Source organism: Polaromonas sp. JS666 (genome assembly GCF_900103405.1).
In the GTDB taxonomy this organism is placed as follows: Bacteria; Pseudomonadota; Gammaproteobacteria; order Burkholderiales; family Burkholderiaceae_C; genus Polaromonas.
Window position 1 is genome coordinate 345,707 of the sequence record NZ_FNHX01000004.1, and the last position, 24,254, is coordinate 369,960.

At 65.9% G+C, this 24,254-nt stretch carries 25 protein-coding genes; 7 read left to right on the forward strand and 18 right to left on the reverse strand.

Translation table 11 applies throughout. The features are described 5' to 3' along the window. The 3 genes from eda to BLQ85_RS12675 form a co-directional block, all read right to left on the reverse strand. Positions 1-657 carry a bifunctional 4-hydroxy-2-oxoglutarate aldolase/2-dehydro-3-deoxy-phosphogluconate aldolase gene (gene eda / locus BLQ85_RS12665; RefSeq protein ID WP_256375442.1) on the reverse strand — a complete coding sequence of 219 codons (657 nt, stop codon included), beginning with the start codon at positions 655-657 and terminating at the stop codon, positions 1-3. Then, positions 648-2,465, reverse strand: a complete 1,818-nt coding sequence (gene edd / locus BLQ85_RS12670; RefSeq protein WP_074577522.1) for a phosphogluconate dehydratase — start codon at positions 2,463-2,465, stop codon at positions 648-650. The genes eda and edd overlap by 10 nt, the downstream gene beginning before the upstream one ends. A 207-nt stretch (positions 2,466-2,672) precedes the next feature. Continuing rightward, positions 2,673-3,248: an OmpA family protein gene (locus BLQ85_RS12675; protein WP_074577525.1), complete on the reverse strand. Its 576-nt coding sequence runs from the start codon at positions 3,246-3,248 to the stop codon at positions 2,673-2,675. A 121-nt stretch (positions 3,249-3,369) separates the two neighbouring features. Between BLQ85_RS12675 and BLQ85_RS12680 the strand changes: the two genes are divergently transcribed. Continuing rightward, positions 3,370-3,918, forward strand: a complete 549-nt coding sequence (locus BLQ85_RS12680) for a gamma-glutamylcyclotransferase (protein WP_074577767.1) — start codon at positions 3,370-3,372, stop codon at positions 3,916-3,918. 94 nt (positions 3,919-4,012) lie between these two features. Beyond that, positions 4,013-4,528, forward strand: a complete 516-nt coding sequence (locus tag BLQ85_RS12685; RefSeq protein WP_074577527.1) for a superoxide dismutase family protein — start codon at positions 4,013-4,015, stop codon at positions 4,526-4,528. Here BLQ85_RS12685 and BLQ85_RS12690 read toward each other — a convergent pair. From BLQ85_RS12690 to BLQ85_RS12705, 4 genes are all read right to left on the reverse strand, one after another. Beyond that, complete coding sequence (locus BLQ85_RS12690; protein ID WP_074577530.1) at positions 4,525-5,076, reverse strand: nucleotidyltransferase family protein; 552 nt, start codon at positions 5,074-5,076, stop codon at positions 4,525-4,527. The genes BLQ85_RS12685 and BLQ85_RS12690 overlap by 4 nt on opposite strands. Beyond that, positions 5,076-7,370 carry a xanthine dehydrogenase family protein molybdopterin-binding subunit gene (locus BLQ85_RS12695; protein ID WP_074577532.1) on the reverse strand — a complete coding sequence of 765 codons (2,295 nt, stop codon included), beginning with the start codon at positions 7,368-7,370 and terminating at the stop codon, positions 5,076-5,078. The genes BLQ85_RS12690 and BLQ85_RS12695 overlap by 1 nt, the downstream gene beginning before the upstream one ends. Positions 7,371-7,381: 11 nt before the next feature. Continuing rightward, entirely contained in the window at positions 7,382-7,840 is a 459-nt protein-coding gene (locus BLQ85_RS12700; protein ID WP_074577534.1) for a (2Fe-2S)-binding protein, read from the reverse strand. 191 nt (positions 7,841-8,031) lie between these two features. Then, positions 8,032-8,604 (reverse strand): TetR/AcrR family transcriptional regulator, encoded by a 573-nt coding sequence (locus BLQ85_RS12705; RefSeq protein ID WP_074577536.1) that lies wholly within the window; start codon positions 8,602-8,604, stop codon positions 8,032-8,034. Between the two features lie 116 nt (positions 8,605-8,720). On the opposite strand from BLQ85_RS12705, the gene pdxH reads away from it, so the two are divergent. Then, positions 8,721-9,371 carry a pyridoxamine 5'-phosphate oxidase gene (pdxH, locus tag BLQ85_RS12710; protein WP_074577538.1) on the forward strand — a complete coding sequence of 217 codons (651 nt, stop codon included), beginning with the start codon at positions 8,721-8,723 and terminating at the stop codon, positions 9,369-9,371. Between the two features lie 93 nt (positions 9,372-9,464). On the opposite strand, the gene BLQ85_RS12715 is transcribed toward pdxH, so the two are convergent. From BLQ85_RS12715 to BLQ85_RS12750, 8 genes are all read right to left on the reverse strand, one after another. Continuing rightward, complete coding sequence (locus BLQ85_RS12715; RefSeq protein WP_074577540.1) at positions 9,465-10,049, reverse strand: hypothetical protein; 585 nt, start codon at positions 10,047-10,049, stop codon at positions 9,465-9,467. After that, complete coding sequence (locus BLQ85_RS12720; RefSeq protein ID WP_074577542.1) at positions 10,039-10,446, reverse strand: hypothetical protein; 408 nt, start codon at positions 10,444-10,446, stop codon at positions 10,039-10,041. Before BLQ85_RS12720 ends, BLQ85_RS12715 begins: the two co-directional genes overlap by 11 nt. A gap of 215 nt (positions 10,447-10,661) precedes the next feature. After that, positions 10,662-11,141 (reverse strand): hypothetical protein, encoded by a 480-nt coding sequence (locus BLQ85_RS12725; protein WP_074577544.1) that lies wholly within the window; start codon positions 11,139-11,141, stop codon positions 10,662-10,664. Positions 11,142-11,211: 70 nt separating this feature from the next. After that, positions 11,212-11,727, reverse strand: coding sequence for a 2-amino-4-hydroxy-6-hydroxymethyldihydropteridine diphosphokinase (gene folK, locus BLQ85_RS12730; protein ID WP_074577547.1), 516 nt, complete (start codon positions 11,725-11,727; stop codon positions 11,212-11,214). 3 nt (positions 11,728-11,730) lie between these two features. Further along, positions 11,731-13,362 carry a polynucleotide adenylyltransferase PcnB gene (gene pcnB / locus BLQ85_RS12735; RefSeq protein WP_074577549.1) on the reverse strand — a complete coding sequence of 544 codons (1,632 nt, stop codon included), beginning with the start codon at positions 13,360-13,362 and terminating at the stop codon, positions 11,731-11,733. Between the two features lie 6 nt (positions 13,363-13,368). Next, positions 13,369-14,046: a histidinol-phosphatase gene (locus BLQ85_RS12740; protein WP_074577551.1), complete on the reverse strand. Its 678-nt coding sequence runs from the start codon at positions 14,044-14,046 to the stop codon at positions 13,369-13,371. Then, a complete protein-coding gene (hda, locus tag BLQ85_RS12745) occupies positions 14,043-14,729 on the reverse strand; it encodes a DnaA regulatory inactivator Hda (protein WP_074577768.1) in 687 nt (228 codons plus the stop codon). The genes BLQ85_RS12740 and hda overlap by 4 nt, the downstream gene beginning before the upstream one ends. A gap of 13 nt (positions 14,730-14,742) precedes the next feature. After that, positions 14,743-15,822, reverse strand: a complete 1,080-nt coding sequence (locus tag BLQ85_RS12750; RefSeq protein WP_074577553.1) for an AI-2E family transporter — start codon at positions 15,820-15,822, stop codon at positions 14,743-14,745. Positions 15,823-16,024: 202 nt separating this feature from the next. Here BLQ85_RS12750 and purM point away from each other — a divergent pair, with 202 nt between their 5' ends. Continuing rightward, complete coding sequence (gene purM / locus BLQ85_RS12755; RefSeq protein ID WP_074577555.1) at positions 16,025-17,065, forward strand: phosphoribosylformylglycinamidine cyclo-ligase; 1,041 nt, start codon at positions 16,025-16,027, stop codon at positions 17,063-17,065. Between the two features lie 41 nt (positions 17,066-17,106). Beyond that, positions 17,107-18,330, forward strand: a complete 1,224-nt coding sequence (locus tag BLQ85_RS12760) for an MFS transporter (RefSeq protein WP_074577557.1) — start codon at positions 17,107-17,109, stop codon at positions 18,328-18,330. An 11-nt stretch (positions 18,331-18,341) separates the two neighbouring features. Here BLQ85_RS12760 and BLQ85_RS12765 read toward each other — a convergent pair whose 3' ends face one another. Together BLQ85_RS12765 and BLQ85_RS12770 are read right to left on the reverse strand one after the other, a co-directional pair. Next, positions 18,342-19,211: a DMT family transporter gene (locus BLQ85_RS12765; protein WP_074577559.1), complete on the reverse strand. Its 870-nt coding sequence runs from the start codon at positions 19,209-19,211 to the stop codon at positions 18,342-18,344. Further along, a complete protein-coding gene (locus BLQ85_RS12770; RefSeq protein ID WP_139200963.1) occupies positions 19,208-19,729 on the reverse strand; it encodes a hypothetical protein in 522 nt (173 codons plus the stop codon). The genes BLQ85_RS12765 and BLQ85_RS12770 overlap by 4 nt, the downstream gene beginning before the upstream one ends. A gap of 123 nt (positions 19,730-19,852) precedes the next feature. On the opposite strand from BLQ85_RS12770, the gene BLQ85_RS12775 reads away from it, so the two are divergent. Together BLQ85_RS12775 and BLQ85_RS12780 are read left to right on the forward strand one after the other, a co-directional pair. Further along, entirely contained in the window at positions 19,853-20,776 is a 924-nt protein-coding gene (locus BLQ85_RS12775) for a LysR family transcriptional regulator (protein WP_254806420.1), read from the forward strand. An 87-nt stretch (positions 20,777-20,863) separates the two neighbouring features. Further along, positions 20,864-21,844 carry a ParA family protein gene (locus BLQ85_RS12780; protein WP_074577566.1) on the forward strand — a complete coding sequence of 327 codons (981 nt, stop codon included), beginning with the start codon at positions 20,864-20,866 and terminating at the stop codon, positions 21,842-21,844. 22 nt (positions 21,845-21,866) lie between these two features. Here BLQ85_RS12780 and metE read toward each other — a convergent pair whose 3' ends face one another. Beyond that, positions 21,867-24,203 (reverse strand): 5-methyltetrahydropteroyltriglutamate--homocysteine S-methyltransferase, encoded by a 2,337-nt coding sequence (metE, locus tag BLQ85_RS12785; protein WP_074577568.1) that lies wholly within the window; start codon positions 24,201-24,203, stop codon positions 21,867-21,869. Between the last annotated feature and the right edge of the window lie 51 nt (positions 24,204-24,254).

Here is a 24,254-nt window from a genome sequence, read left to right on the forward strand (position 1 = left end):
TTACTCGCGCTGCAAACGGCAAGCCTGCTGCGCCAGCGCCGTTACCTGCGCCCAGTCGCCGCGCGCCAGCACGTCGGCCGGCGTCAACCAGGAGCCGCCCACGCAGACCACATTGGGCAGGCTTAAAAATTCCGCGGCGTTGGCCGTGGAAACGCCGCCCGTGGGGCAAAAACGCACGTCGCCGAAAGGGCCGCTCCAGGCCTTGAGCATGGCCGGGCCGCCGGCCTGCATGGCCGGGAAAAACTTCAGTTCGGTCAGCCCGTCTTCCTGGGCCATCATGATTTCGCTGCCGGTGGCCACGCCGGGTAGCAGGGGTAGGCCGGCGTCGCGGCAGGCCTGGCCCACGGCATGGGTGTAACCCGGGCTCACGGCAAAACGCGCGCCGGCCATGGCGCAGGCCTGGGCGTCGGCGGCGCTGCGCACCGTGCCGGCGCCGGTGACGGCCTCGGGCACGTCGCGCGCGATGGCTTCGATGCAGGCCAGGGCCTGCGGCGTGCGCAGCGTGACTTCCAGCATGCGTATGCCGCCGGCCACCAGCGCGCGCGCCAGCAGCACCGCCTGTTTCACGTCGGTCAGCACGATGACAGGTATCACCGGCGCATCCTGCATCACCTGCAGGGCGGTCAGCTTGCCGCCGGGTTTGATGTTCACATCCACGATAAAGCTCCTTCTTCGGCCGTCAGCGCGTGGCGGCGCATGCCGGTAAACAATTCACGGCCCATGCCGACGGCATTGCCTGCGCGCAATTCGGCGGGCATGGTGTCCACGGGCCTGGCAGCCCATTCCGCCTTCGCCACCAAGACCTTGAGTTCGCCGTTGACGGCGTCGACACGGATCAGATCGCCGTCGCGCACCTTGGCCAGCGGGCCGCCGGCGGCCGCTTCGGGCGAGACGTGGATGGCGGCCGGCACCTTGCCGGAGGCGCCGCTCATGCGGCCGTCGGTGACCAGCGCGACCTTGAAACCCTTGCCCTGCAGCACGGCCAGCGGCGGCGTGAGTTTGTGCAGCTCGGGCATGCCATTGGCCTGCGGGCCCTGCCAGCGCACCACGCAAACCACGTCGCGGTTGAGCTCGCCGGCGTTGAAGGCCAGGTGCAGAGCTTCCTGCGAATCAAATACCCGGGCCGGCGCCTCGATCACATGACGGTCGTCGGGCACGGCCGAGACCTTGATCACGCTGCGGCCCAGGTTGCCCTGCAGCAGCTTGAGGCCGCCGGTGGCGCTAAAGGGTTTAGCGGGAGAACGCACGATGGTCTCGTCCTTCGAGGCTCCCACCTCATGCCAGGCCAGGGCCGCGCCGGCCAGTGCCGGCTCGCGCGTGTATTCGCGGATACCGCCTGCGCGCACCGTGAGTACGTCCTCATGCATGAAGCCCGCGTCCAGCAGCTCGCGAATGATGAAACCGGGGCCGCCCGCGGCCTGGAACTGGTTCACGTCGGCGCTGCCGTTGGGGTAGACATGGGCCAAGGTGGGCACCACATCGGAGAGGTCGGAAAAATCATTCCAGTCGATCACGATGCCGGCCGAATGCGCCACCGCCACCCAGTGGATCAGGTGGTTGGTGGAACCGCCCGTGGCCAGCAGCGCGACCATGGCGTTGACAATGGCCTTCTCGTCAACGATCAGGCCTATAGGCGCGAAACGCTTGGCCTTGACGATGCCCAGCACGGTGCGCGCCGCCTCGCGCGTGAGTTCCTCGCGCAGGGCGTTGCCCGGGTTCACAAAGGCGGTGCCGGGCACATGCAGGCCCATGGCCTCGAGCAGCAGCTGGTTGCTGTTGGCGGTGCCGTAGAAGGTGCAGGTGCCAGGGCTGTGGTAGGACTTGAACTCGGAATCCAGCAAGGCATCACGGCCAACCAGGCCCTGCGCGGCCTGCTCACGCACATGGGCTTTTTCCTTGTTGGGGATGCCGGAAGTCATGGGCCCGGCCGGCACAAAGACCGTGGGCAGGTGGCCGAACTGCAGCGCGCCTATCAAGAGACCCGGCACGATCTTGTCGCACACGCCCAGCATCAGCGCCGCATCGAACATGTCGTGCGAGAGCGCTATCGCCGTACCCATGGCGATCACGTCCCGGCTGAAGAGGCTCAGCTCCATGCCGCTGGTGCCCTGGGTGACGCCGTCGCACATGGCGGGCACGCCGCCGGCCACCTGGGCCGTGGCGCCCAGCTTGCGGGCTTCGTCCTTGATGAAAGCCGGGTATGCCTGCAAAGGCGTGTGCGCCGACAGCATGTCGTTGTAGGCGGTGACGATGGCGATGTTGGGCGCGCGCTGCGTCACCACCTTGAAACGGTCGTCCAGCGGCATGCCCGCGAAGGCGTGCGCCACGTTGGCACAACCCATGCGGTCCATGCCGGGGTCGCGCGTGGAAGCCGCATGCAATTGCGCGAGGTAGGCCTCGCGCGTGGGTCGGCTGCGCGCGGCGATACGCGCGGTGATGTCTGAGACTTTGGAATGAAGGGCCATGGTGGGGCTTTAGGGAGTTTGGGTGGCGGGGCACCGGGTCACCGTAACTTTATTACTGACTCTATGGTAACGGGTTACCGGCCATTTCACGCCAGTGTGGTTACGGTACGGTTACCAAACACTCTGCCCGCGAGGCGGTGCGTCGGGCGTCAGCCCTGCGCCTTTGCGCTTGTCAGCGGCCCGCTATGCCGAACGGCACCCGACAGCTTATTGCAGCGAAATCTCGACGCGACGCGCCTCGGCATCGCTGCCGCCGATCAGCTGTTCAGGTTTCTTGAGCTCGATTTGCCGCTCGGGAACGCCCGCGGCCTTGAGCGCCTCACGCACGGCCACGGCACGCTGCCTGGCCAGGGCCGCGTTTTTGACGGCATCGCCCGTGGCGTCATGAAAGCCCGAGATGACCAGCGTGCGGCCGCCCTTGGCGGCCTTGACCAGGTCGGTCATGGCATCCACCGCGCCGGCGGCAAGCTCCGCTTGCCCGGAGGCGAAATAAAAGCGCACCACTCCCTGCTCAACCTTCACGCTGGCGGCATCGGCCGCGGCTTGCGAAGCCTGGATGGCCTGGCTGACCTCGGGAAGGGCTGGCACTGGCGTGGAAGCGGCCGGGACAGGGACTGCTGCTGGGGCCAGCGCGATGGAAGAAGCAGGCGGTGGGCCCGAAGGCTGGGCACGATGCAAGCGGTGCAAGCTGATGCCTATGACCAGCGCGGTGACAAAAACAACCAGACCCAGAACGAGCGCCAACACCAGGCCCTGTTGGCCGTCATCGTCCTGAGAAAACATTGCCCCACTCCCGTCACATAAGCCGTCACAAAAACTCAGCCCATTGTAAAGTGCGTCTGTGGAAAATTCAGCCAAGCAAGCCGCCGTCAACGGCCTTTCCGTTTCCCGCAACCCCGACCACATGCTGGAGACCGTCATGCGCGAATGGGGCGGCAAGAATGACCTCTGGATATTCGCCTATGCCTCGCTGATCTGGCGGCCGGAGTTCGAGCATGCGGAAGAGCGCTTCGCCACCATCCACGGCTACCACCGCGCGCTCAAGATGTGGAGCCGCGTGAATCGCGGCACACCGGAATGCCCGGGCCTGGTCTTTGGCCTGCTGCACGGCGGCAGCTGCAAGGGCATGGCTTTTCGCATCCCGCGGGCGCAGGTGGAAGGCGCCCTGCCCGCCCTGTGGAAGCGCGAGATGCCCAACGGCGTATACGACCCCAAATGGCTGCGCTGCCAGACCGCCGAGGGCGACCTGCGGGCGCTGGCCTTCACCTTGTCCAAGCGCAGCCCCAGCCACACCGGCGTGCTCAGCGAGGATGTTTACCGGCGGATTTTTTCAGACTCCTGCGGGCGCTACGGCACCACGCGGGAATACGCGCAGCTCACCTATGACAAGCTGAAAACCCTGGGTATCCATGACCATGCACTGGGCAAGCTGCTGGCGCTGGTCAACACCTGAGGCTTGGGGCCCGAACTTGCCATCGCGGGCCATGCGGCCTACAGTGGGCTTTTCTCTCACTATCCCACCAACCAACCTGTCAGGAGACAGCTTCATGAACCAGCTTCTCGCGCCGCTTGCCGCGGCCCTTGTGCTTAGCGCCTGCGCATCGACCATGAGCGGCCCGCGCGCCGTGGCCCAGCTGCAAAGCACCACCGGCAATACAGCCGCCGGCACTGTGAACTTCAGCCAGAGCGGCGACAAGGTGCTGGTCTCGGGCGAGATCCGCGGCCTCAAGCCCAACGCCGAGCATGGCTTTCATGTGCATGAAAAAGGCGATTGCTCCAGCGGCGACGGCATGAGCGCCGGCGGCCACTTCAACCCCGGCGGCCAACCGCACGGCAGCCATTCGGACATGGCCCACCATGCCGGCGACCTGCCCAGCCTCAAGGCCGATGCCAGTGGCGTGGCGAAGTTCAGTTTTGAATCCAAAACCATTGCCATCGGCAGCGGCATGAACAACATCGTGGGCAAGGGCCTGATCGTGCACCGCGACCCGGACGACTTCAAGACGCAGCCCACCGGCAATTCCGGCCCGCGGCTGGCCTGCGCCGTCATTGCGCTGAGCTAAAAGCGCTGGGCCAGCAAGGCTTCGGCGCGCTGCAGGTCCTGCAGCGTGTCGATGTCGGTGACCGTGCCTTCATCGGCCACGTCGATAAAGCCGACGGCATTGAGCGCGGCCTGTGCCTGCACCACCGGGGACGCACCCCGGTTTCCCGTCAACGCCAGCAAGGCATCACGGCAGGCGGCCGAAAACCCGACCGGATGGCCGCGCACGCCCTGATACATGGGCACCACCACCGCATGCCGCGCCAGCGCGTCGGCGACGACCTGCAGCGTGGCGACCTGTACCAGCGGCAGGTCGCCCGGCAAGACCAGCCAGCCCGAGGCCCCCGGCGTGGCGCGTACGGCGGCCGCGATGCTGTCACCCATGCCGGGGTGGCCCGCGTCTTCAAGATGCCAGGGCAGGCCGCTGGCGGCCACGGCCTCCAGCGTGCGCGCCAGCACCGGCTTGCCGGCCAGCAAGGCCTGCAGCTTGTGCGTGCCGCCGCCGGAGGCGGCAAAGCGCTCGCCTCGGCCCGAGGCCAGAACCAGCACCGTGGGCACGCCCTTTTCCATCACGCCAGTTTAAAAGGCAGCTCGCGCGGCGCCGGCTTGCCCGTGAGCTGGGCAATGGCATTGGCAAAAGCCGGCGCCAGCGGCGGCAGGCCGGGCTCGCCCAGGCCGGTGGGCGCATCGGCACTGGGCACGATGAACACCGCCACCGTGGGCATGTCGGTGATGCGCGGCACCGGGAAGTCGCCGAAGTTGCTTTGCTCCACCACGCCGTCTTTCAGCGTAATGGCCGCGCCCGGCAGGCACATGGACAGGCCCATGAGCGCCGCGCCCTGGATTTGCGCTTCGACGCTGGTCGGGTTGATGGCTAGGTTGCAGTGCACGCCCGCGGTGATGGCATGCAGCACCGGTGTGTTGTCCTTGACCGAGGCTTCGACCACATAGGCCACCACGGTGTTGAAGGACTCATGCACCGCCACGCCCCAGGCGCGGCCGGGGGCCAGCGTGCGTTTGCCGTAGCCGGACTTGTCGACCGCCAGCTGCAACGCGGCCGTGTGGCGCGGGTGCTTGCTGCCGAACTGCTTGAGGCGGTAGGCCACAGGGTCCTGACCGCTCCCGCGCGCGACCTCGTCGATCAAGGTTTCCATCACATAGGCGGTGTGGGTGGAGCCCACGCTGCGCCACCACAGCACCGGCACATTGAGCTTGGGATGGTGCACCGACAGGCGCATGGGGATGTCGTAAGGCTCTTTCATGCCTTCGACCATGGTGCCGTCCACGCCGTCCTTGACCATAAAACTTTCAAACGGCGTGCCGCCCAGGATGGACTGGCCGACGATGACGTGGTCCCAGCCCAGGATATTGCCCTGCGCGTCGAAACCGATCTCGGCGCGGTGCACATGCATGGGCCGGTAGTAGCCGCCCTTGATGTCGTCCTCGCGGCTCCACAGCGTGCGCACTGCGGCCGTCAGCCCGGCGCCGCGCGCGGCCCTGGCGACGTTGCAGGCTTCCACCACATACTCGCTGGTGCCGATCGCGCGGCGGCCGAAACCACCGCCGGCCATCTGCACATTCATCTTCACGTTTTGCGGCGCCACACCGAGGGCCTTGGAGGCGGCCAGCGTATCCAGGCCCGGCATCTGCGTACCCAGCCAGAGTTCGGCCTTGGCGTCCGCGCCCTGGCCGCTCAGTTGCACCGTGCAGTTGAGCGGCTCCATGGGCGCATGGGCCAGGTAGGGGAAGGCAAACTCGGCGCTGATCTTTTTGGGCGCCGTTGCCAGCTTGCTGATATCACCGTTGTACTTGAGCGCGCCGGTCTTTTGCGCCAGCGCGCGGTAGCTCGCGAGCTGCTGGACGCTGTCGACTTTCTCAACGCCGCTGCTGTCCCACTCGACCTTGAGCGCATCGCGGCCCTGCTTGGCGGCCCAATAGCCCTCGGCCACCACCGCCACGCCTTCGCCGCCGCGGTCCAGCGGCACACGCAGCACCGCCTTCACGCCGGGAACGGCCTTGGCCGCCGTGTCGTCCAATGTTTTGACCTTGCCAGCAAATACCGGCGGATGCGCCACCACCGCCGTCAGCATGCCGGGCAGGCGCACGTCGATGCCGTAGCTCTGGCCGCCGCTGGACTTGGCACGCGCATCAAGCCGGCCCGTGGGCTTGCCGATGATGCGGAACTGCTTCGGGTCTTTCAGCGTGACCGCCTCGGGCACCGGCTGCTTCATCGCGGCTTCGGCGAGTTCGCCGTAGGTCAGGCGCTTGCCGCCGGGGCCAATCACCACGCCCTGCTGGGTGCGCAGGCTGCCGGCATCCACGCCCCATTGCGCGGCGGCGGCCGACACCAGCATGGCACGGGTGCGGGCGCCGAGTTCGCGGTACTGCGTGTAGGAGTTCTTGATCGAGCCCGAACCGCCCGTGAGGTGCATGCCGAAAGCCGGGTCCACATAGGCCGGGTCGGCATTGCCGTGCTGGCTTTTGACCAGGGCCCAGTCGGCGTCCAGTTCCTCGGCCAGGATCATGGGCAGGCCGGTCTGCACGCCCTGGCCGAAGTCGAGCCGGTTGATGGTGACGGTCACCGTGCCGTCCTTGTCGATGCGCACAAAGGCCGAGGGCTGCTGGGTCGGCTTGAGGCTGGACGCCGCGGGCGCACCGGCCGTCGCCATGGTCTGCGCCTGCGCGAGCAGCGGAAAGGCTCCCAGCGCAAAGCCGCCGGCGGTGGTGACCTTGAGGAAGCTGCGGCGCTGCAGGGCGGCATCGGCAATGCTTTGCGCGGCGTCCTGCGCCTTGTGCATCAGGGCTTGCAGGCCTTTGGGCAGCTGGCCGGCGATATCGAGGGTGTCTGTGGAATTCGAATACATGGTGTTCTCCTTCAAGCCAGGGTTTGGGCGGCGTCTTTGATGGCGGCGCGTATGCGCACATAGGTGCCGCAGCGGCAGATGTTGCCGGCCATGGCGCCGTCGATGTCGGCGTCGCTGGGTTTGGCGTTGGCCTTGAGCAAGGCGGTGGCGCTCATCACCTGGCCGCTCTGGCAGTAGCCGCACTGCGCCACGTCGTGCTTGACCCAGGCGTCCTGCACCGCCTTGCCGACGCGGTCGCTGGCCACGGCTTCAATGGTGGTGATTTTCTGGCCGGCGGCGGCCGAAATCGGCGTGATGCACGAGCGTATCGGCGCGCCGTTGAGGTGCACGGTGCAGGCGCCGCACAGCGCCGCGCCGCAGCCGAACTTGGTGCCGGTCATGCCCAGCGTGTCACGCAGGGCCCAGAGTATGGGGGTGGACTCGTCGGCGTTGACGGCGAGGTCCTTGCCGTTGATGTTGAGGGTGGGCATCGTGGAACTCCTTGAGGTTGTTGTTAGTGGGCAAAAAGCGGGGAAAGAAGCGGGAAAGCAGTCAGCGGAGAAATGAGAAAACTACTTGTCGAATATATATTCGCTTAAAAAAGGGTTTTTATCAAAATAACTTGGCCTACTGATGTCAGGGGGTATTGCCTTTTCGGGGCGGATTCGGACGATTCAGGCGATCAGGCCTTGATCGCGTCCCAACACAGGCTGAAGGCCGCCTGGTGCACGCCCTCGTCGTCGGGCAGCACCTGGGTGCGTATCAGGTTGGCGGTTTCCCGCACCGAACCCACGACGCTGGCCGTCAGCAACGGCAGCGGCACGGGTTTAAAAATCTCCTGCTGCTGGCCCTCTTCCATCAGCGCCAGGAAGCTGGCCGCCAGGCGGGTCGACAGTTCGCGGTTGCCCTGGGTGAACCAGGGGGAGTTGTAGTACTGCTCCTGGAATACCACCTCGGCGTAGCGCTCCAGCCGGTGCCGCAGCAGGTTGCCCCAGATGCGGCGCACCCGGCTGCGCAAGGGGGTACCGGCGACCACACCATCCATCAGGCGAAGCATGGTCGCGGTCTTGGCCTCTTCATAGAGCTGGCTGATCAACTCGTCCTTGGACGGGTAGTAGACGTACAGCGTGCTGGTGGCGATGCCGGCCGTGCGGGCGATATCGGCCATGGTCAGGCCGCTCAGGCCGGTCTGGGCCACCAGGTTGAAGGTGGCCTCGGCAATCGCACGCTGCTTTTCGTCGTCTTTGGGCTTCATGGGGAAGCTGGAAATATAAGCGAATATTAATTCGGCAGCAAGCGCACTCTTGGAAACGCGCCCGGCAAGGGCCGGTTACGGGCAAGGGCATGGCACCAGCGGGCACAATCAAGGGCATGAGCCAGCCCACCTCCTCCATTGCCGACCTGCGCAAAAGCTATGAACGCGCCGAACTCAACGAAGACGCCTCGCAGGCGGACCCGCTCAAACAGTTCGAGCAATGGCTGCAGGAAGCCATCGCGGCCGAGGTGCCAGAGCCCAACGCCATGACGCTGGCCACTGTGGCCAGCAACCTGCGCCCCTCCACCCGCATCGTGCTGATCAAGGGCTATGACGAACGCGGCATCACCTGGTTCACCAACTACGACAGCCGCAAGGGCCAGGAACTGGCCGGCAACCCCTACGCGGCGCTGCAGTTCCACTGGGTGGAGCTTGAGCGCGTGGTGCGCATAGAGGGCGTGGTCGAAAAAGTCTCCGCCAAGGAAAGCGACGCCTACTTCAACACCCGGCCGCTGGATTCGCGCATAGGCGCCTGGGCCAGCCCGCAAAGCGAGGTGATTGCCGGGCGCGGCGTGCTGGTGGCCAACGCAGCCAAATACGGCGCGAAATTTTTGCTGCAGCCCCCGCGCCCGCCGCACTGGGGCGGCTACCGCCTCAAGCCCGACAACTGGCAGTTCTGGCAGGGCCGCAAAAGCCGGCTGCATGACCGGCTGCGGTATACGCTGCAGGGCGACGGGGGGTGGTTGCGCGAGCGGCTGGCGCCTTAGGGTTGAGCAAAGATCCCCAAGGGACCACATAGAAATCGTCCTTGCGATTGACAGAGGGTTGGCGTCATACGCAAACTCCGCCCCATTAGCCCATCAGTCTTCCCAGTAGAAGAGGGCATCAAAGTGGGTGAACCCGCGATCAGCCAGAATTGTTGGGACCTCCAGATCCGGCGGAAGCGGCTCCGTCAACTGCTCGCGGACCACACGGACCAGGCCATGGCGCTCAAGAATCGCCTGTACCTGCTCGGCCAAAGATGAAGCTCCTTTGGATTCAATCTTGTCGAGCATGTCGAACGCTGGAAGATAGCTACTAGCTCCCTTTGCGTGCCAATGCTTCTCTCCTTCCATGAAAACAAAGAAGGGGGACAGCCGGCTTAGCAAGACAACAAGGCCAGTGTGTTCCTCTCCGTGGCGAATTGGATGCTTTACGTCGAAATCAGGAGAGGTCTTGTAAAACCACGCATCCACGAACGAGGCATATCCGGAACCGTAGTGTCCCCATTCAATTTTGGATTCGGCCCGAGTTTCTCGAACTACCGACTCACACGCAGTCTTCAGGTGTCCTTCGATCAGGTGCTCGTCACCCGTCGACCATGGGTGTTGCTCGGAGATGCATTGCTGCACGAGCAACTTTTCCAGCTCGCTACGCGAGAGGATGGGTGACCAGTCAAGCCTCACTTCCGCGCCTTTTTCGAATGAATTGCTCCGCGAATCCGTGGGCTATTCCCCCCATCGAGACCACCATCATCGCCGCAGTGCAGATGACTGTCAGCACACCCCCAAAAGGTCCGGTATGTAAACCTGCCTCGATCGGCCCAAGCTCCGGATACGCCAACTTACCAATAACCATTTCCACACAGAAGACTAGACCACCAAAAACTGGAGCGCCCAGGAGCGTCCACGCCCAATCTTTGTGACTATTCGGCATTCCCGGTTCAGACCACATTTTGACGCCCGTCACCACAAGTGCGGCGGACACAAAGACAGACAAGTAAAGAGAAATCTCGCCGGCGAAGAGTTTCGCCAAGACAAAGACGACGCCAATGACAACCAATGAACCACAGAGTTTTTCCATAAGACCTAATGGTAGAAATGACCGGCGGCCAGACACAGCCTGAATGCCGCTGCCTGCGCCTTGTCGCTTGTGTTGATCGACCAGCTAAGCGCCATTTGCACCGCAACCAATAGCACTCACCAACGCTTCAACGTCGTGAACCACAAAGCCATTCTTTCAAGGACACGACTTAATCTGAGATTTGGCTTTGCGTAGTGGACAACGTGAACCCATTTTCACAATGGACATCCATCCTTGAGCACAACCGGCCTCCGCTGGACTTCCTGAGAGCCACGCAACTCCACGAGTTGCGTTACCTCCAGCAGGCGCGCATCGCGAAGGCTGAACAGAAGATCGACACCCACCGGCTTCGGAAGGCTTGAATTCCCTTTGAAGTGGATGTTGACGTAGTGTGGCAGCAACGCTTCATCGTGGTACCAGGAGCCGCTGATCTCAAGGTCCTCTGGAGCGATTGGCTGGAGGAGCTTCAACAGACACTCAGGAACCACGGTCTCACGACCACCACTTTGAATTGTTAGATCGATCACACCGGGCGGGTAGCCTCCTAAATAGGAAACGCGTAAGCGAGTTGCCGAATACTGCTCGGGCAATTCCGCGATGCTGCCGTCCGCTCGCAGTGCAAGCCGGTGGTCTTGGTGGCCCAGCACGGCAGAGCAAGCCCAGCACAACACCAGCGCGAGAACCACTCTTTTCATACGGTCAAATGCCGAAGTTGCGTGCATAAACTCGCTACAAGTTTGATAACCGACCGCATTATTTCTTGAGCTACAGCCTGCAGTTCACGTCAAAAACGGCTATCGCCTGGTGCCGAACCGCCTGCAGACGCAAATCACCCACCAGCCCGGGAGCAATCTCGGCCAGCGGCACCAGCACAAAAGCGCGTTCCCACATGCGTGGATGCGGCACCATCAGGCGCGCTGACTCGATGCTGGCACTGCCGTACAGCAGCAAGTCCAGATCCAATGTGCGCGGTGCGTTTGGGTAAGGCCTTTCGCGGCCCGCGGCTTGTTCTATTTGCTGCAGGCCTTGCAGCAATGCGGGAGCGCTTAAGCCGGTTTCAACTTTCACCACCGCGTTGAGGTAGTCGCCGCCGAGCTGGGCCGGATCAGTGGTGAAAGCTTGGCCACCTCCCGACACGAGCGGCGCGGTTTTGTAGATGCTCGAAGCCTTTACCAGCTGGGTCTGCGGCAATTGTGCAATCGCTTTGACGGCATGCCGCAAAGCGGCCGCCGCATCCCCCAGATTGGCACCCAGCGCAATATAGGCGCTGACGGTCGCCATGGCTCAGGACTGTGCGTCGCCGCCGGGGGCGCCACCATCGGCGGCCGCGGCCCCGGCACCGCCCGCGCGGGGCTTGCGGCGGCGGCGGCGCTTTTTGGCGGGAGGCATATCGCCCTGCACGTCTGTGCCCGTGCGCTCATCATCATCCGCGCCTTGGTCATCCGGATCGCGGTCTTCCTGGTTGCGGGGGGCGAGAGGGGCTGGGGCATCGGGGCGTTTCACGCGCACCCGCGGCGCCTGCGGCTTGCTCTGCAGCTCGCGGCGCGCTTCCTCGATCATGGCGTGGCGTTCGTCGTCGTAGGCGGTGCTGAATTTTTCCCACCACTCGGCCAGCTCCATGTCGATCTCGCCGGTCTGCGCGCGCAGGCGCAGGAAGTCGAAGCCTGCGCGGAAACGCGGCTGGTCCAGCAGCGAATAGGGAGCGCTGCCGGTGCGCTTTTCAAAACGCGGCTGCATAGTCCAGATCTCGCGCATGTCGGTGCCCAGCTTGCCCCGGCCCGAGACATCGCCGATCTTGGCGTTGAAGGCGTCGTCGATGGCGTCCTGCAGCGCGGGCATGAGGTGCTCGCCGCGCTTTTTGCGCTGTTCCCAGCCCTCGCGCACGTCGGACCACAGCACGCAGGACAGCAAAAAGCTGGGCGCTACCGGCTTGCCTTCGCCGACGCGGCGGTCGGTGTCCTGCAAAGCGAGCTTGAGGAAGGGTTCGTCGGCGTTTTCAACCACCACGTCGAGCAGCGGGTAGATGCCGGTGCCCAGGCCCAGGGCCTTGAGCTGGGCGATGCTGGCCATCGCATGGCCGGTCTGCAGCAGCTTGAGCATTTCGTCGAACAGGCGCGACTGCGGCACGTCGGCCAGCAGGCCTTTCATCTCGCGCAGCGGGGCCACGGTCTTGTCTTCGAACTTGAAGCCCAGCGCACTGAGCTTGGCCGAAAAACGCACGGCGCGGATGATGCGCACCGGGTCTTCGCGGTAGCGCACGGCCGGGTTGCCGATCATGCGGATGATTCTTTTCTTGGCGTCCTTGATGCCGTTGTGGTAATCGACCACCACCTGCGTTTCGGGGTCGTAGTACATCGCGTTGATGGTGAAGTCGCGGCGCGCGGCGTCCTGCTCGATAGGGCCCCAGACGTTGTCGCGCAGCACCCGGCCGGAGGCGTCCACCGCGTGTTTCATGCCGGCGAGTTCGCTCTTGCTGGTGCGCTCGTTGCCGCCCACCTGCTCGGCCAGGCTGCTGTCCAGGTGGGCGCGGAAGGTCGAAACCTCGATGACTTCATGCTCGCGCCCGCGGCCGTAAATGACGTGCACGATGCGAAAACGCCGGCCTATGATGAAGGCGCGGCGGAACAGCGACTTGACCTGCTCGGGCGTGGCGTCGGTGGCGACGTCGAAGTCCTTGGGCCGCAGGCCCACCAGCAGGTCGCGCACCGCGCCGCCGACGATGTAGGCCTCATAACCGGCATCCTTGAGGGTGTGCACCACGTCCATGGCGCGGTCGTCCACCAGCTTGACGTCGATGCCGTGTTCCTTGACGCCTACATCCTGGCGCTGGCCGAAGGGGGATTTTTTGGCCCGTTTTGCACCGGGCTCCGTGCTGTCCGATTTGCCGAACAGCTTGTCGATAAATTTTTTGATCATGGATAACTAGATAAACAGCTCAAGTATGCGCCATCCACGCTCCACCGCCAGCGCCCGCAGGCGCGCATCGGGGTTGGTGGCGACGGGGTGGGTCGCCTTCTCCATCAGGGCCAGGTCGTTCAGGGAATCGGTGTAAAACGTGGTTTCCACCTCGTCCCAGCCCAGCTTGCGGTCCGCCAGCCATTGTTCCACGCGGGTGACCTTGCCTTCACGGGCCGAGGGCGTGCCCAGGATCTCACCGGTCAGCCAGCCCTGGGCGTCGCGTTCCAGCTCCACGGCGATCAGTTCCTTGACGCCGAAAGCCTCGGCAATCGGCCGCGTCACGAATTCATTGGTGGCGGTGACGATGACCAGCTCGTCGCCGGCCGCGCGGTGGCTGTCCACCAGCGCCTGCGCCTGGGGGGTGATGGCTTTTTGCACGACCTCACGCATGAAGCGGGCATGGGCGGCGGCTGAATTGGCGGCGCCCTGCTCGCGGATCGCCTGGGTGGCGAAGCGCACGTAGTCGTGGATGTCCAGCGTGCCGGCGCGGTAGTGCTCGAAGAATTCCGCATTGCGCCGCTTGAACTCGGTGCTGTCGCACCAGCCCAGCGCGATCGTGAATTCGCCCCACTCGTAGTCGGAATCGATAGGGATCAGCGTGTGGTCCAGGTCAAACAGCGCAATCTTTTTCGGGCCCGTCATTCACTCTCCAGCATGGACTTGATCAGGGGGATGGTGATGGCGCGCTTGGTTTGCAGGGCGTAGCCGTCGAGCTGGTCCAACAGCTGCATCAGGCTGCCGAGGTCGCGGGAAAAGCGGGTCAGCATGAAGTCCATGGCGTCGTCGCTCAGGAACACGCCGCGCGCGTCGGCTTCGCGCCGCAGCACGGCGCGCCGCTCGGGTTCGGTCAGGGCTTGCAGGGCGAACACATGGCCCCAGCCCAGGCGGGTGCGCAAATCCTCGCGCAGCGCCAGGTCGGCGGGCGGCACGTTGCCGGCGGCCAGCACCCAGCGCGGCCGGCCGTCGGAGGCGCTGAGCGCATTGACAAACCAGTTGAAGGCCGCCTGCTGCTGCACCGCGGTGTAGAGGTGGCATTCGTCGAGGATGACGGCGGACCAGGATTCGTTGAACTCGGGCGGCTCCAGCAAGGAGGCGTCCATCCAGCCGCTGGAGGCGCCCTGCTCGCGCAGTGCCTCGCGCACGGCCTTGAGCAAATGGGTCTTGCCGCTGGCGGCCTCGCCCCAGAGGTAGGTGGGCACGGGCGAGCGCAGCGTGTTGCCGGCCCACAGCTCCAGGTGCTTGAGCGCGGCCTCGTTCGGCCCGCCGAAAAAATTGGCGAACGAGGGGGCCGAAGCCAGCCCGATGTCCAGCGCAATCTGTTTCATGCCCGCCATGTGTTTATCCAGGCCCGGCCTTGTAAAGCCGGCTGGCCATGTAGCTGTTCTTGAGGCGGCGTATGCCCACCAGCAGCACGGCGCTGGCCGGCAGCGCCACCAGCACGCCGACAAAGCCGAATACCTGGCCGAAAGCCAGCAGGGCAAAAATCACCGCCAGCGGGTGCAGGCCTATGCGCTCGCCCACCAAGCGCGGCGTGAAGTACAGGCTTTCCACCAACTGCCCCACGCCGTAGACCACGGCCACCATGACCAGCGCCTTGAGCGAGGCGAATTCCAGCAGGCCGGCCAGCACGGCCAGCAACAGGCCCAGGCCGAAGCCGAGGTAGGGGATGAACATCGCCAGGCCGGTGAAAACGCCGATAGGCACGGCCAGGTCCAGGCCGAACAGGGCCAGGCCCACGGCGTAAAACACCGCCATGATCAGCATGACCAGCAACTGGCCGCGCAGGTACTGGCCCAGCACCGCGTCGGCCTCTTCGGTAAAGCTGTCGAAGCCGCCGCGCAGGTGGGGCGGCACCAGTTCGAGCACGCGGGCGACAAACTTGTCCCAGTCCATCAGCAGGTAAAACAGCGCCACCGGGATCAGCACGGCGTTGCCGACCACGGCCAGCGCGACGCTGCCGCCCAGCTTGAGCGAGGACATCAGCGAACCGAACAGGTCCTCGAAGTTGGCATTGAGGTACTTGAGCACAAAGGCCTTGATGCTGCCCACGTCCAGCGCCACGTGGATGCCGAACTGCGCCAGCCAGGGGGAAAGGCTGCTGTTGAGCCTGTCCGCCAGCAGCGGCACCTGCTCGCGCAGCACCGGCAGTTCCTTGGCCATGATGGGCACGATCAACAAAAACAGGCTCAGCAGCACCACGATAAAGAGGAATTCGACCAGCACCACCGCGACCACGCGCGGCAGCCGGCCCTTGCCCATGTCGTCCAGCCGGTTGACCAGGGGCGTCAGCGCATAGGCCAGCACGGCGGCCACCACAAAGGGCGTGAGCACCGGCCCCAGCAGCCACAGCGCGAGGACGACCAGGGCAGCGATCAGGCACCAGGCGGCGGCGCGTTTTTGGGCGGTGGTGAATTGCATAAAGCCTTGGGTTGAGCTGGCCGGAGGAAGCCCGGGAAGGGCCTAAGAACCTGTTCTAAGCGGCCGGATGGGTAGCCTTTAGAATCTCAGGCTGAATTCTATCGGGCTTGCAGGCCCCTCCAGCGCCGCAAACCCGGCTTCCAGCCCCTCATTCGCCCCCATACCGTCCCTACCGCCCCTTACCCGTAGCAAAGCCGACACCATGACCACCTCCTCCCCTTCCCCCCTGAGCTACAAAGACGCGGGCGTTGACATCGACGCGGGCGACGCGCTGGTCGAGCGCATCAAGCCCCTGGCCAAAAAAACCATGCGCGAAGGCGTGCTGGCCGGCATAGGCGGCTTCGGCGCGCTGTTTGAAGTGCCCAAACGCTACAAGGAGCCCGTGCTGGTCAGCGGCACCGACGGCGTGGGCACCAAGCTCAAGCTGGCCTTTGAGTGGAATATGCACGACACCGTGGGCATAGACCTGGTGGCCATGAGCGTCAACGACGTGCTGGTGCAGGGCGCCGAGCCGCTGTTTTTCCTCGACTACTTCGCCTGCGGCAAGCTTGACGTCGACACGGCGGCAAGCGTGGTCGGCGGCATCGCCAAGGGCTGCGAGCTCAGTGGCTGCGCACTGATAGGCGGCGAAACCGCCGAAATGCCCGGCATGTACCCGGCCGGCGAATACGACCTGGCCGGTTTTGCCGTGGGCGCGGTCGAAAAATCGAAAATCCTGACCGGCAAGGACGTGAAAGCCGGCGACGTGGTGCTGGGCCTGGCCAGCAGCGGCGTGCACTCCAACGGTTTCAGCCTGGTGCGCAAATGCATAGAGCGCGCGGCCGGCAATGCCCCCGCCACCCTCGACGGCAAGCCCTTCAAGCAGGCCCTGATGGAGCCCACCCGCCTTTACGTCAAGAACGTGCTGGCCGCCCTGGCCGCCCACCCGATCAAGGCGCTGGCCCACATCACCGGCGGCGGCCTGCTGGAGAACATCCCCCGCGTGCTGCCCGAAGGCACGGCCGCCCACCTCAAGAAGGGCAGTTGGCCGCGGACCGAGCTGTTCGCCTGGCTGCAAAAAACCGCCGGCATCGACGACTTCGAGATGAACCGCACCTTCAACAACGGCATCGGCATGGTCGTCGTCGTGGACGCCGCCAACGCCCAGGCCACGGCCAAGACCCTGCGCGATGCGGGCGAGCAGGTGTACGAGATCGGCGTGATCGCCGCCAAGGGCGACGGCGCCGCCGTCACCGTCGGCTGAACCGGCCGGTAAGAACGCAGGCGGCGGCAAGCCAGACAGCCATGCCGCAATCCACCCCGCGCCCCGCTGCCCCTCCCCACCGTCTTCCGGCGGCCATCTGGGCGCTGGGCTTTGTCAGCCTGCTGATGGACATCTCCTCCGAGATGATCCACAGCCTGCTGCCCGTCTTCATGGTCACGGTGCTGGGCACCAGCCTGTGGGCGGTCGGCCTCATCGAGGGCCTGGCCGAGGCCACGGCGCTCATCGTCAAGGTGTTCTCGGGCGTGCTCAGCGACTACTGGGGCAAACGCAAACCGCTGGCGCTGCTGGGCTACGGCCTGGGGGCGGCTTCCAAACCGCTGTTCGCGCTGGCCGCGACCACAGGGCTGGTGCTCGGCGCCCGCCTGCTGGACCGCGTGGGCAAGGGCCTGCGCGGCGCGCCGCGCGACGCCATGGTGGCCGACCTGGCTCCGCCCGGCATGCGCGGCGCGGCCTTCGGGCTGCGCCAGTCGCTGGACACCGTGGGTGCCTTCGTCGGACCGCTGCTGGCCATGGGCCTGATGCTGTTGTGGGCCAATGACTTTCGCGCGGTGTTCTGGGTCGCCGTCATTCCCGGTTTCCTGGCTGTGGCGCTGCTGCTGTTCGGCGTGCGCGAGCCCGGGCGCGAACGCGCGCCGGATGCCCCGCGCGCCAACCCCATCAGCCGCGCCAACCTCAAGCGCCTGGGCGCGCCCTACTGGCGCGTGGCGGTGCTGGGCGCGGTCTTCATGCTGGCGCGTTTCAGCGAGGCCTTTTTGCTGCTGCGCGCCATGCAGGGCGGCCTGCCGGTGGCCTACGCACCGCTGGTGCTGGTGGCCATGAACGCGGTCTATTCCCTGGGCGCCTACCCTTTCGGCAAGCTGGCCGACCGCATGAGCCACAGCGCCTTGCTGGCCTGGGGCCTGGGGGTGCTGGTGGCGGCCGACCTGCTGCTGGCCGCCGGTAGCCACTGGGGCACCGCGGGCGTGGGCATCGCGCTGTGGGGCCTTCACATGGCCATGACCCAGGGCCTGCTGGCCACCATGGTGGCCGAAACGGCGCCGGCCGACCTGCGCGGCACGGCTTTCGGTTTCTTCAACCTCGCCAGCGGCCTGGCGCTGCTGCTGGCCAGCACCCTGGCCGGTGTGCTGTGGGACCAATTGGGCGCGCCGGCCACCTTTGCCACGGGCGCCGTGTTCAGCCTTGCAGCGCTGGCGCTGCTGGGAATCTGGCGCAAGTCACTGCGGCTGCCGGCGGCCGCCGCCTGATCCCTGGCGAATCAAGCCAGCGCCAGCCCCGCCACCCCCAGCAGCATCAGCGCCGCGCCCAGCACCTGCGAAGGCTTGAGGGATTCCTTGAGCAGCCGGGCACCCACCAGCGTGCCTATCAACATGGACATCTCGCGCACCGGGGCCACGTAGCTAAGCGGCGCGGACTGCACGGCGAACAACACCAGGCAGTAAGCCAGCGGTGAGAGCAGGCCGATCAGCAGGATGGCCGTGCGGTGCTGCCGCCATTGCGCGGCCAGCAAGGCGCGCTGCGGCAACACCCAGGGCGCGAGCAGCACGGTGCGAAAACCCAGGCCCGCGGCATAAAACAGCACCGGCGCCATGCCCAGGGACTTCACCGCCCAGCCGTCGACCACGGTGTAGCCGGCAATGCAAAGGCCGGTCAACCCGCCCCAAAGCACCCCGCGCCGCCGCCGCGCGTCCCCGCTGCCTGCGATGCCCGCCGCGCCGCCGGAGGTCATGAAGACGCCTGCCAGCACCAGGGCCACGCCCAGCCATCCCAGTGCGCTGGGCAGCTCGCCAAGCAAGGCCACGGCCCCCAGCACCGCGAGCAGCGGCCCGGTGCCCCTGGCCATGGGATAGACCACGGCGAAATCGGCCACGCGGTAGCCTTTTTGCAGCACCAGCGAATACACCAGGTGCAGCAGTGCGCTGGCCAGGGCCGCCAGCCACATCCAGCCGTCAAAGGCCTGGGGGTGTTGGTGCCATGCGAGCAGGGCCACCGGCGCCGCGGCCGCCATGCTGACGCAGCCGAACAGCCAGATAAAGAGCAGGCCGCCCGCCGCGCGCTTGGCCACGATATTCCAGAGCGCGTGGCACACCGCCCCCGCGAGCACGAGCGCCAGCGTCTGGGCGCTCATGCCGATGCGCCGGCACCGGTCTCGGGCAGGCGAAATCGGCTGTCCAGCAGGGTTTTGACGCGCCCGGCCACGGCTTCGCATTCCGCCGCGGTGAGCGGCTCGAATTCCGACGCCCAGGCCGCCATGTCCTCCCAGCGCGGGAATTTGGGCGACTCGCCCCAGCGCCAGTCGGGATGCGCCGCCTGCCGGTTGCGCCCCAGCACGTGCAGGTGCACCCGGCGCTGCGCCTGCACGTTCTTGGGCCCGGCGGGCGGGGCCTGGTCGTTGAGCGCCCAGTTGCCCGCCTCCCAGTAATTGAGGCAGCCCTCATGCAGGGCGGGCAGCACGTCCAGCATGGCGCGGCCCGTGGCGGCCACCAGGCAGGACCAGTGGGCCAGCTCCAGCGGTGCCAGTTCGCTGCGCTCCCAGACCGGCCGCGGCGGGTTGACGACCAGGTGGCCGCCGTCACGACGGTCGCACAAAAGGGCGTCAGGCAGAAGCAGGGTGCCGCCGGGGCAGCTGTGCAAAACAAGAGGCATGGAGGAAAACCTTTGGCAGTGAATAATGAGCAAATATGATCAACCGATAAACGGGTCAACCGCCATAGTCCTTGAATTTCCTCTACATTGCACTCAAAACCATGAGAAAAACGGCCCCCAATGATGAGTAAAACGGATGACTCCAGCCTCCAGACACTGCCGCTCAACGCGGTGCGGGTATTTGTGGAAGCCGCGCGCCAGCTCAATTTCAGCCGCGCCGGCCGCGTGCTGGGCATGAGCCAGGGCGGTGTCAGCCGCCATGTCGCCACGCTGGAGCGCTACTTCGGCCAGCCCCTGTTCGCACGCAGCGGCACCTCGGTGCGCCTGACCGATGCCGGGCGCCTGTATTTCGACACGGTGCAGGAAGCCCTGTCGACGATAGAGCTGGCCACCCGCCAGCTGGCGCAAAGCCAGGCCGGCGCCCGCCTCATCGTGCGCACCTCGCTGCCCACTTTTGCGATGACCACGCTGATTCCCGCCCTGCCCGGCTTCCAGCCCGCGGCCCCGGTGGCGGTGGACCTGGTGACCTCGCTTTCGCCGCCGGGCCCGGGCGACAGTTATGACGTGCTGGTCACGCGCGACCTGGCCGTCGCCGGCGCCGAGCACTGGCTGCTGGCCGCTGAAAACATCGTGTGCGTGGCGTCCCCCGCGCGTTGCCACGAGTTCGCTGACCAACCCGTCAGCCAGTGGCAGTTTCTCGCGGCGCAGTCGCGGCCCGATGTGCTGGCCGCCTGGTCCGCCCAGCTGGGCGTTCAGGCGGCCGCCATCCATGTCAGCGCCAGCTTCGACCATTACTTCCTGGCGATCGCCGCGGCGACGGGCGGCATGGGCCACCTGGTGGTGCCCGAACTGCTGGTGGCCGAGCCGCTGCGCCGCGGCCACCTGCTGCGGGCATCCCCTGTGGTGGTGCGCGGCGACGCCAGCTATTCGGCCTATATCAACCCGCGCAGCATGGCTCCCGAAACCGCCCGGGTGTTCTGCCGCTGGCTCAAGGGATGGTTCAGGCAGGCGCAGGACGGCCCAGCGGCCGCGCTACAAAAACACTAGCTGCGGGGACCGATGCCGATTGGCTTGCGCTGGACTTTTTGTTATTTCTGTATCAAACTGTTCTACTGGTCCGTCTTTGGAGCGCTCATGCCGGTCATCGCAGTCGTCAACCGCAAGGGAGGCAGTGGCAAAAGCACACTGGCCGCGCACATCGCCGCCTGGTGTGCGCGCAATGGCAGCTCGGTCATGCTGGGCGACGTGGACCGCCAGCAGTCGGCGCGCAGCTGGCTCAAGCGCCGCGACGCCGACCTCCCCGCCATTGCCCCCTGGGCCGTGGACCAGAAAAACATGCTGCGCGTGCCCACGGGCATCACCCACGTGGTGCTGGACACGCCGGGCGGCATGCACGGCTTCGAACTCGCGCGCGTCGTGATGTTCGCCGACGCCATCATCATGCCGGTGTGCAACTCCATGTTCGACCGCGAGTCAGCCGCACAATGCCATGCCGACCTGATGGCCCTGCCGCGCGTGGCCAGCGGCCGCTGCCGCCTCGCCACGGTGGGCATGCGCATCGACGGGCGCACCAGCGCGGCAAAAGTCCTGGAGGAATGGTCGGAAGGCTTGGGCATGCCCTTTCTGGGCGTGCTGCGCGAAACCCAGCTGTATGTGCGCAGCCTGGAGCGCGGCATGACGATGTTCGACTTGCCGGCCAGCGCCGCCGCGCCGGACCTGGCGCAGTGGCAGCCCATACTGAACTGGCTCAGGCCCACGCTGTACCCGCCGCAGGCGGCCAACGACGCCCCCGAACAAGCGCAGGCCAGGACTGTGGCCAAGGCCCCGGCCCGGGTGATCGCGCCCCGGCCCTCGATCGCCGCGACGCTGGGCGCCAGGCCGCTCAACCCGGCACCGGTGCAAAAAGTGGCGACAGCTTCACGCCTGGGCAGTTCCCTGCCCGGCAGCCTGATGCCGGCGCAGGAATCGCTGGTGCATGGCGCCCGCATGTCCGCCCAGAGCACGGCCCGCGCCGTGGGCCGGCCCGTCCAGGTCAGCACTGCGCCGGCCATGTCGCGCAACGTCAATTCGCCGGACGGCCTGCAGATCCCGCAGTTCCTCAAACGCGCCACCTGAGGCGCAGCACCGGCCTCCGCCGTCAGGCTGCGGCGAGCGCTTCCCGGACTTCACGCGCGGCCCGCACCATATTGCCCAGCGCCGCCTCGGTTTCCGGCCAGCCGCGGGTTTTAAGGCCGCAGTCGGGGTTGATCCAGAGGTTTTCCGCCGGGATCACCGCGGCCGCCTTGCGCAGCAGCCGCACCATCTCGTCCACCGTGGGCACGCGCGGCGAATGGATGTCGTAGACGCCTGGGCCTATCTCGTTGGGATACTTGAAGTCGCCGAAGCCGCGCAGCAGCTCCATGTCGGAGCGGCTGGTTTCAATCGTGATCACGTCGGCATCCATGGCCGCGATTTCCGGCAGGATGTCGTTGAACTCCGAATAGCACATATGGGTGTGGATCTGGGTTCCATCGGCCACGCCACTGGCGCTGATTCGGAAGGCGCGCGTGGCCCATTCCAGGTAGGGCTTCCAGCCGGCTCGGCGCAGCGGCAGTCCTTCACGTATCGCCGGCTCGTCGATCTGGATGATGCCTATGCCCGCGCCCTCCAGGTCCACCACCTCGTCGCGTATCGCCCAGGCGATCTGCCCCGCGGTCAGGCTGCGCGGCTGGTCGTCGCGCACAAAAGACCATTGCAGGATGGTGATGGGGCCGGTCAGCATGCCCTTCATGGGCCGCTTGGTGAGGCTTTGCGCATACACCGTCCAGGCCACCGTCATGGCCGCGGGGCGGGCCACGTCGCCGTAAATCACCGGCGGCTTGACGCAGCGCGAGCCGTAGGACTGCACCCAGCCCTTGGCCGTGAAGGCAAAACCGTCGAGCTGCTCGCCGAAATACTCGACCATGTCGTTGCGCTCGGCCTCGCCGTGCACCAGCACGTCCAGGCCCAACTCCTCCTGCTTGCGCACGGCGAGGCGGATCTCGGCCTGCATTTTTTCGGCGTACTGCGATTTGCCGATCTCGCCGCGCTTGAAGGCCGCGCGCGCGGCGCGTATCTCGGCGGTTTGCGGGAATGAGCCTATCGAGGTGGTCGGAAACAGCGGCAGCGCAAAACGTTGGCGCTGCACCTGCTGGCGCCGGCTGAAAGGTGAAGGCCGCCGGTCGGCGCCCGCCGCAGCCCGGGCCAGCCGCGCCGCCACGGTGGCGCGGTGCACACGGGGGCTGTTGCGCCGCGCCTGGGCGGCCAGGCGGGCGGCGGCCAGCTCGGCCTGCACCGAACTTTCGCGGCCTTCCAGCGCGGCTTTGAGCATGCGCAGCTCAAACAGTTTTTCCACCGCGAAGGCCAGCCAGGACTTGAGTTCGGCATCCAGCGTGTCCTCGGCCTGCAGGCTGTAAGGCACGTGCAGCAGCGAACACGAAGGCGCCAGCCAGAGCTCGCCCTGGTGTTTTTCGGCCACCGGCCGCAGCCTTGCCAGGGCGGCATCGGGGTCGGTGCGCCAGATGTTGCGGCCGTCGACGATGCCCACCGACAGCACCTTGTGGCTGGGCAGCCAGTCGGCCACACCAACGAGCTCTTCAGGCGCACGCACCGCATCGACGTGCAGGCCCGCCACCGGCAGCTGGCAGGCCATGCGCAGGTTCTCCTGCAAGGGTGAAAAGTAGGTGGCCAGCAGCAGCTTGAGGCCGCTGCGCGCGAGCCGCCAGTAGCTGGATTCAAAGGCCTGGCTCCAGGCGGGCGGCAAGTCCAGGCCCAGGATGGGCTCGTCCATCTGCACCCATTCCACGCCCTGGGCCTTGAGGCGGGCCAGGATTTTTTCGTACACCGGCAGCAGCTTGCCCAGCAGGCTGAAGCGGTCGAAACCCGGCACCTTTTCCTTGCCCAGCCAGAGGAAACTCAGTGGCCCCAGCAGCACCGCCTTGACGGTGTGGCCGGCCTCCTGGGCCTGCGCGACTTCGTCAAACAGGCGCTCGCAAGCCAGGCTGAACTCGGTGCCGGGGCCGAACTCCGGCACCAGGTAGTGGTAATTGGTGTCAAACCACTTGGTCATCTCCAGCGCGAAGCTGCCGCCGCCGGCACCGCCTTCAGCGCAGCCGCAGTCCGCGCTGTGGCTGTGGCCGGCTTCGGCATTGACACCGCGCGCCATCGCGAAGTAACGGCCCAACGCGGGCTCCTGCCCCGTGAAACCAAAGCGCGCCGGCTCGCAGCCCAGCATCTGGATGTGGTTGGCCACGTGGTCATAAAAGGCGAAATCGCCCACCGTCACAAAATCCAGGCCCGCTTCTTTTTGCACCGCCCAATGGCGCTCGCGCAGCTCGGCGCCGGCGGCTTGCAGCGCGGCAAGGTCTATCTCGCCGCGCCAGTGTTTTTCGAGCGCGAATTTCAGTTCCCGGTGCGCGCCCATGCGCGGAAAACCCAAGGTGTGTGTATGGACCATGCAGGCTATCTCTCGTTTGCGAATCAACAAAGAACGCCATGGTCGGCCAGA

What these genes read in the sequence shown, in the direction of transcription:
- edd (WP_074577522.1), bottom strand. Translation starts at nt 2,465, where the DNA reads ATGGCCCTTCATTCCAAAGTCTCAGACATCACCGCGCGTATCGCCGCG.
- BLQ85_RS12675 (WP_074577525.1), bottom strand. Translation starts at nt 3,248, where the DNA reads ATGTTTTCTCAGGACGATGACGGCCAACAGGGCCTGGTGTTGGCGCTC.
- BLQ85_RS12680 (WP_074577767.1), top strand. Translation starts at nt 3,370, where the DNA reads ATGCTGGAGACCGTCATGCGCGAATGGGGCGGCAAGAATGACCTCTGG.
- BLQ85_RS12685 (WP_074577527.1), top strand. Translation starts at nt 4,013, where the DNA reads ATGAACCAGCTTCTCGCGCCGCTTGCCGCGGCCCTTGTGCTTAGCGCC.
- BLQ85_RS12690 (WP_074577530.1), bottom strand. Translation starts at nt 5,076, where the DNA reads ATGGAAAAGGGCGTGCCCACGGTGCTGGTTCTGGCCTCGGGCCGAGGC.
- BLQ85_RS12695 (WP_074577532.1), bottom strand. Translation starts at nt 7,370, where the DNA reads ATGTATTCGAATTCCACAGACACCCTCGATATCGCCGGCCAGCTGCCC.
- BLQ85_RS12700 (WP_074577534.1), bottom strand. Translation starts at nt 7,840, where the DNA reads ATGCCCACCCTCAACATCAACGGCAAGGACCTCGCCGTCAACGCCGAC.
- BLQ85_RS12705 (WP_074577536.1), bottom strand. Translation starts at nt 8,604, where the DNA reads ATGAAGCCCAAAGACGACGAAAAGCAGCGTGCGATTGCCGAGGCCACC.
- pdxH (WP_074577538.1), top strand. Translation starts at nt 8,721, where the DNA reads ATGAGCCAGCCCACCTCCTCCATTGCCGACCTGCGCAAAAGCTATGAA.
- BLQ85_RS12720 (WP_074577542.1), bottom strand. Translation starts at nt 10,446, where the DNA reads ATGGAAAAACTCTGTGGTTCATTGGTTGTCATTGGCGTCGTCTTTGTC.
- BLQ85_RS12725 (WP_074577544.1), bottom strand. Translation starts at nt 11,141, where the DNA reads ATGAAAAGAGTGGTTCTCGCGCTGGTGTTGTGCTGGGCTTGCTCTGCC.
- folK (WP_074577547.1), bottom strand. Translation starts at nt 11,727, where the DNA reads ATGGCGACCGTCAGCGCCTATATTGCGCTGGGTGCCAATCTGGGGGAT.
- pcnB (WP_074577549.1), bottom strand. Translation starts at nt 13,362, where the DNA reads ATGATCAAAAAATTTATCGACAAGCTGTTCGGCAAATCGGACAGCACG.
- BLQ85_RS12740 (WP_074577551.1), bottom strand. Translation starts at nt 14,046, where the DNA reads ATGACGGGCCCGAAAAAGATTGCGCTGTTTGACCTGGACCACACGCTG.
- hda (WP_074577768.1), bottom strand. Translation starts at nt 14,729, where the DNA reads ATGAAACAGATTGCGCTGGACATCGGGCTGGCTTCGGCCCCCTCGTTC.
- BLQ85_RS12750 (WP_074577553.1), bottom strand. Translation starts at nt 15,822, where the DNA reads ATGCAATTCACCACCGCCCAAAAACGCGCCGCCGCCTGGTGCCTGATC.
- purM (WP_074577555.1), top strand. Translation starts at nt 16,025, where the DNA reads ATGACCACCTCCTCCCCTTCCCCCCTGAGCTACAAAGACGCGGGCGTT.
- BLQ85_RS12760 (WP_074577557.1), top strand. Translation starts at nt 17,107, where the DNA reads ATGCCGCAATCCACCCCGCGCCCCGCTGCCCCTCCCCACCGTCTTCCG.
- BLQ85_RS12765 (WP_074577559.1), bottom strand. Translation starts at nt 19,211, where the DNA reads ATGAGCGCCCAGACGCTGGCGCTCGTGCTCGCGGGGGCGGTGTGCCAC.
- BLQ85_RS12770 (WP_139200963.1), bottom strand. Translation starts at nt 19,729, where the DNA reads ATGCCTCTTGTTTTGCACAGCTGCCCCGGCGGCACCCTGCTTCTGCCT.
- BLQ85_RS12775 (WP_254806420.1), top strand. Translation starts at nt 19,853, where the DNA reads ATGAGTAAAACGGATGACTCCAGCCTCCAGACACTGCCGCTCAACGCG.
- BLQ85_RS12780 (WP_074577566.1), top strand. Translation starts at nt 20,864, where the DNA reads ATGCCGGTCATCGCAGTCGTCAACCGCAAGGGAGGCAGTGGCAAAAGC.
- metE (WP_074577568.1), bottom strand. Translation starts at nt 24,203, where the DNA reads ATGGTCCATACACACACCTTGGGTTTTCCGCGCATGGGCGCGCACCGG.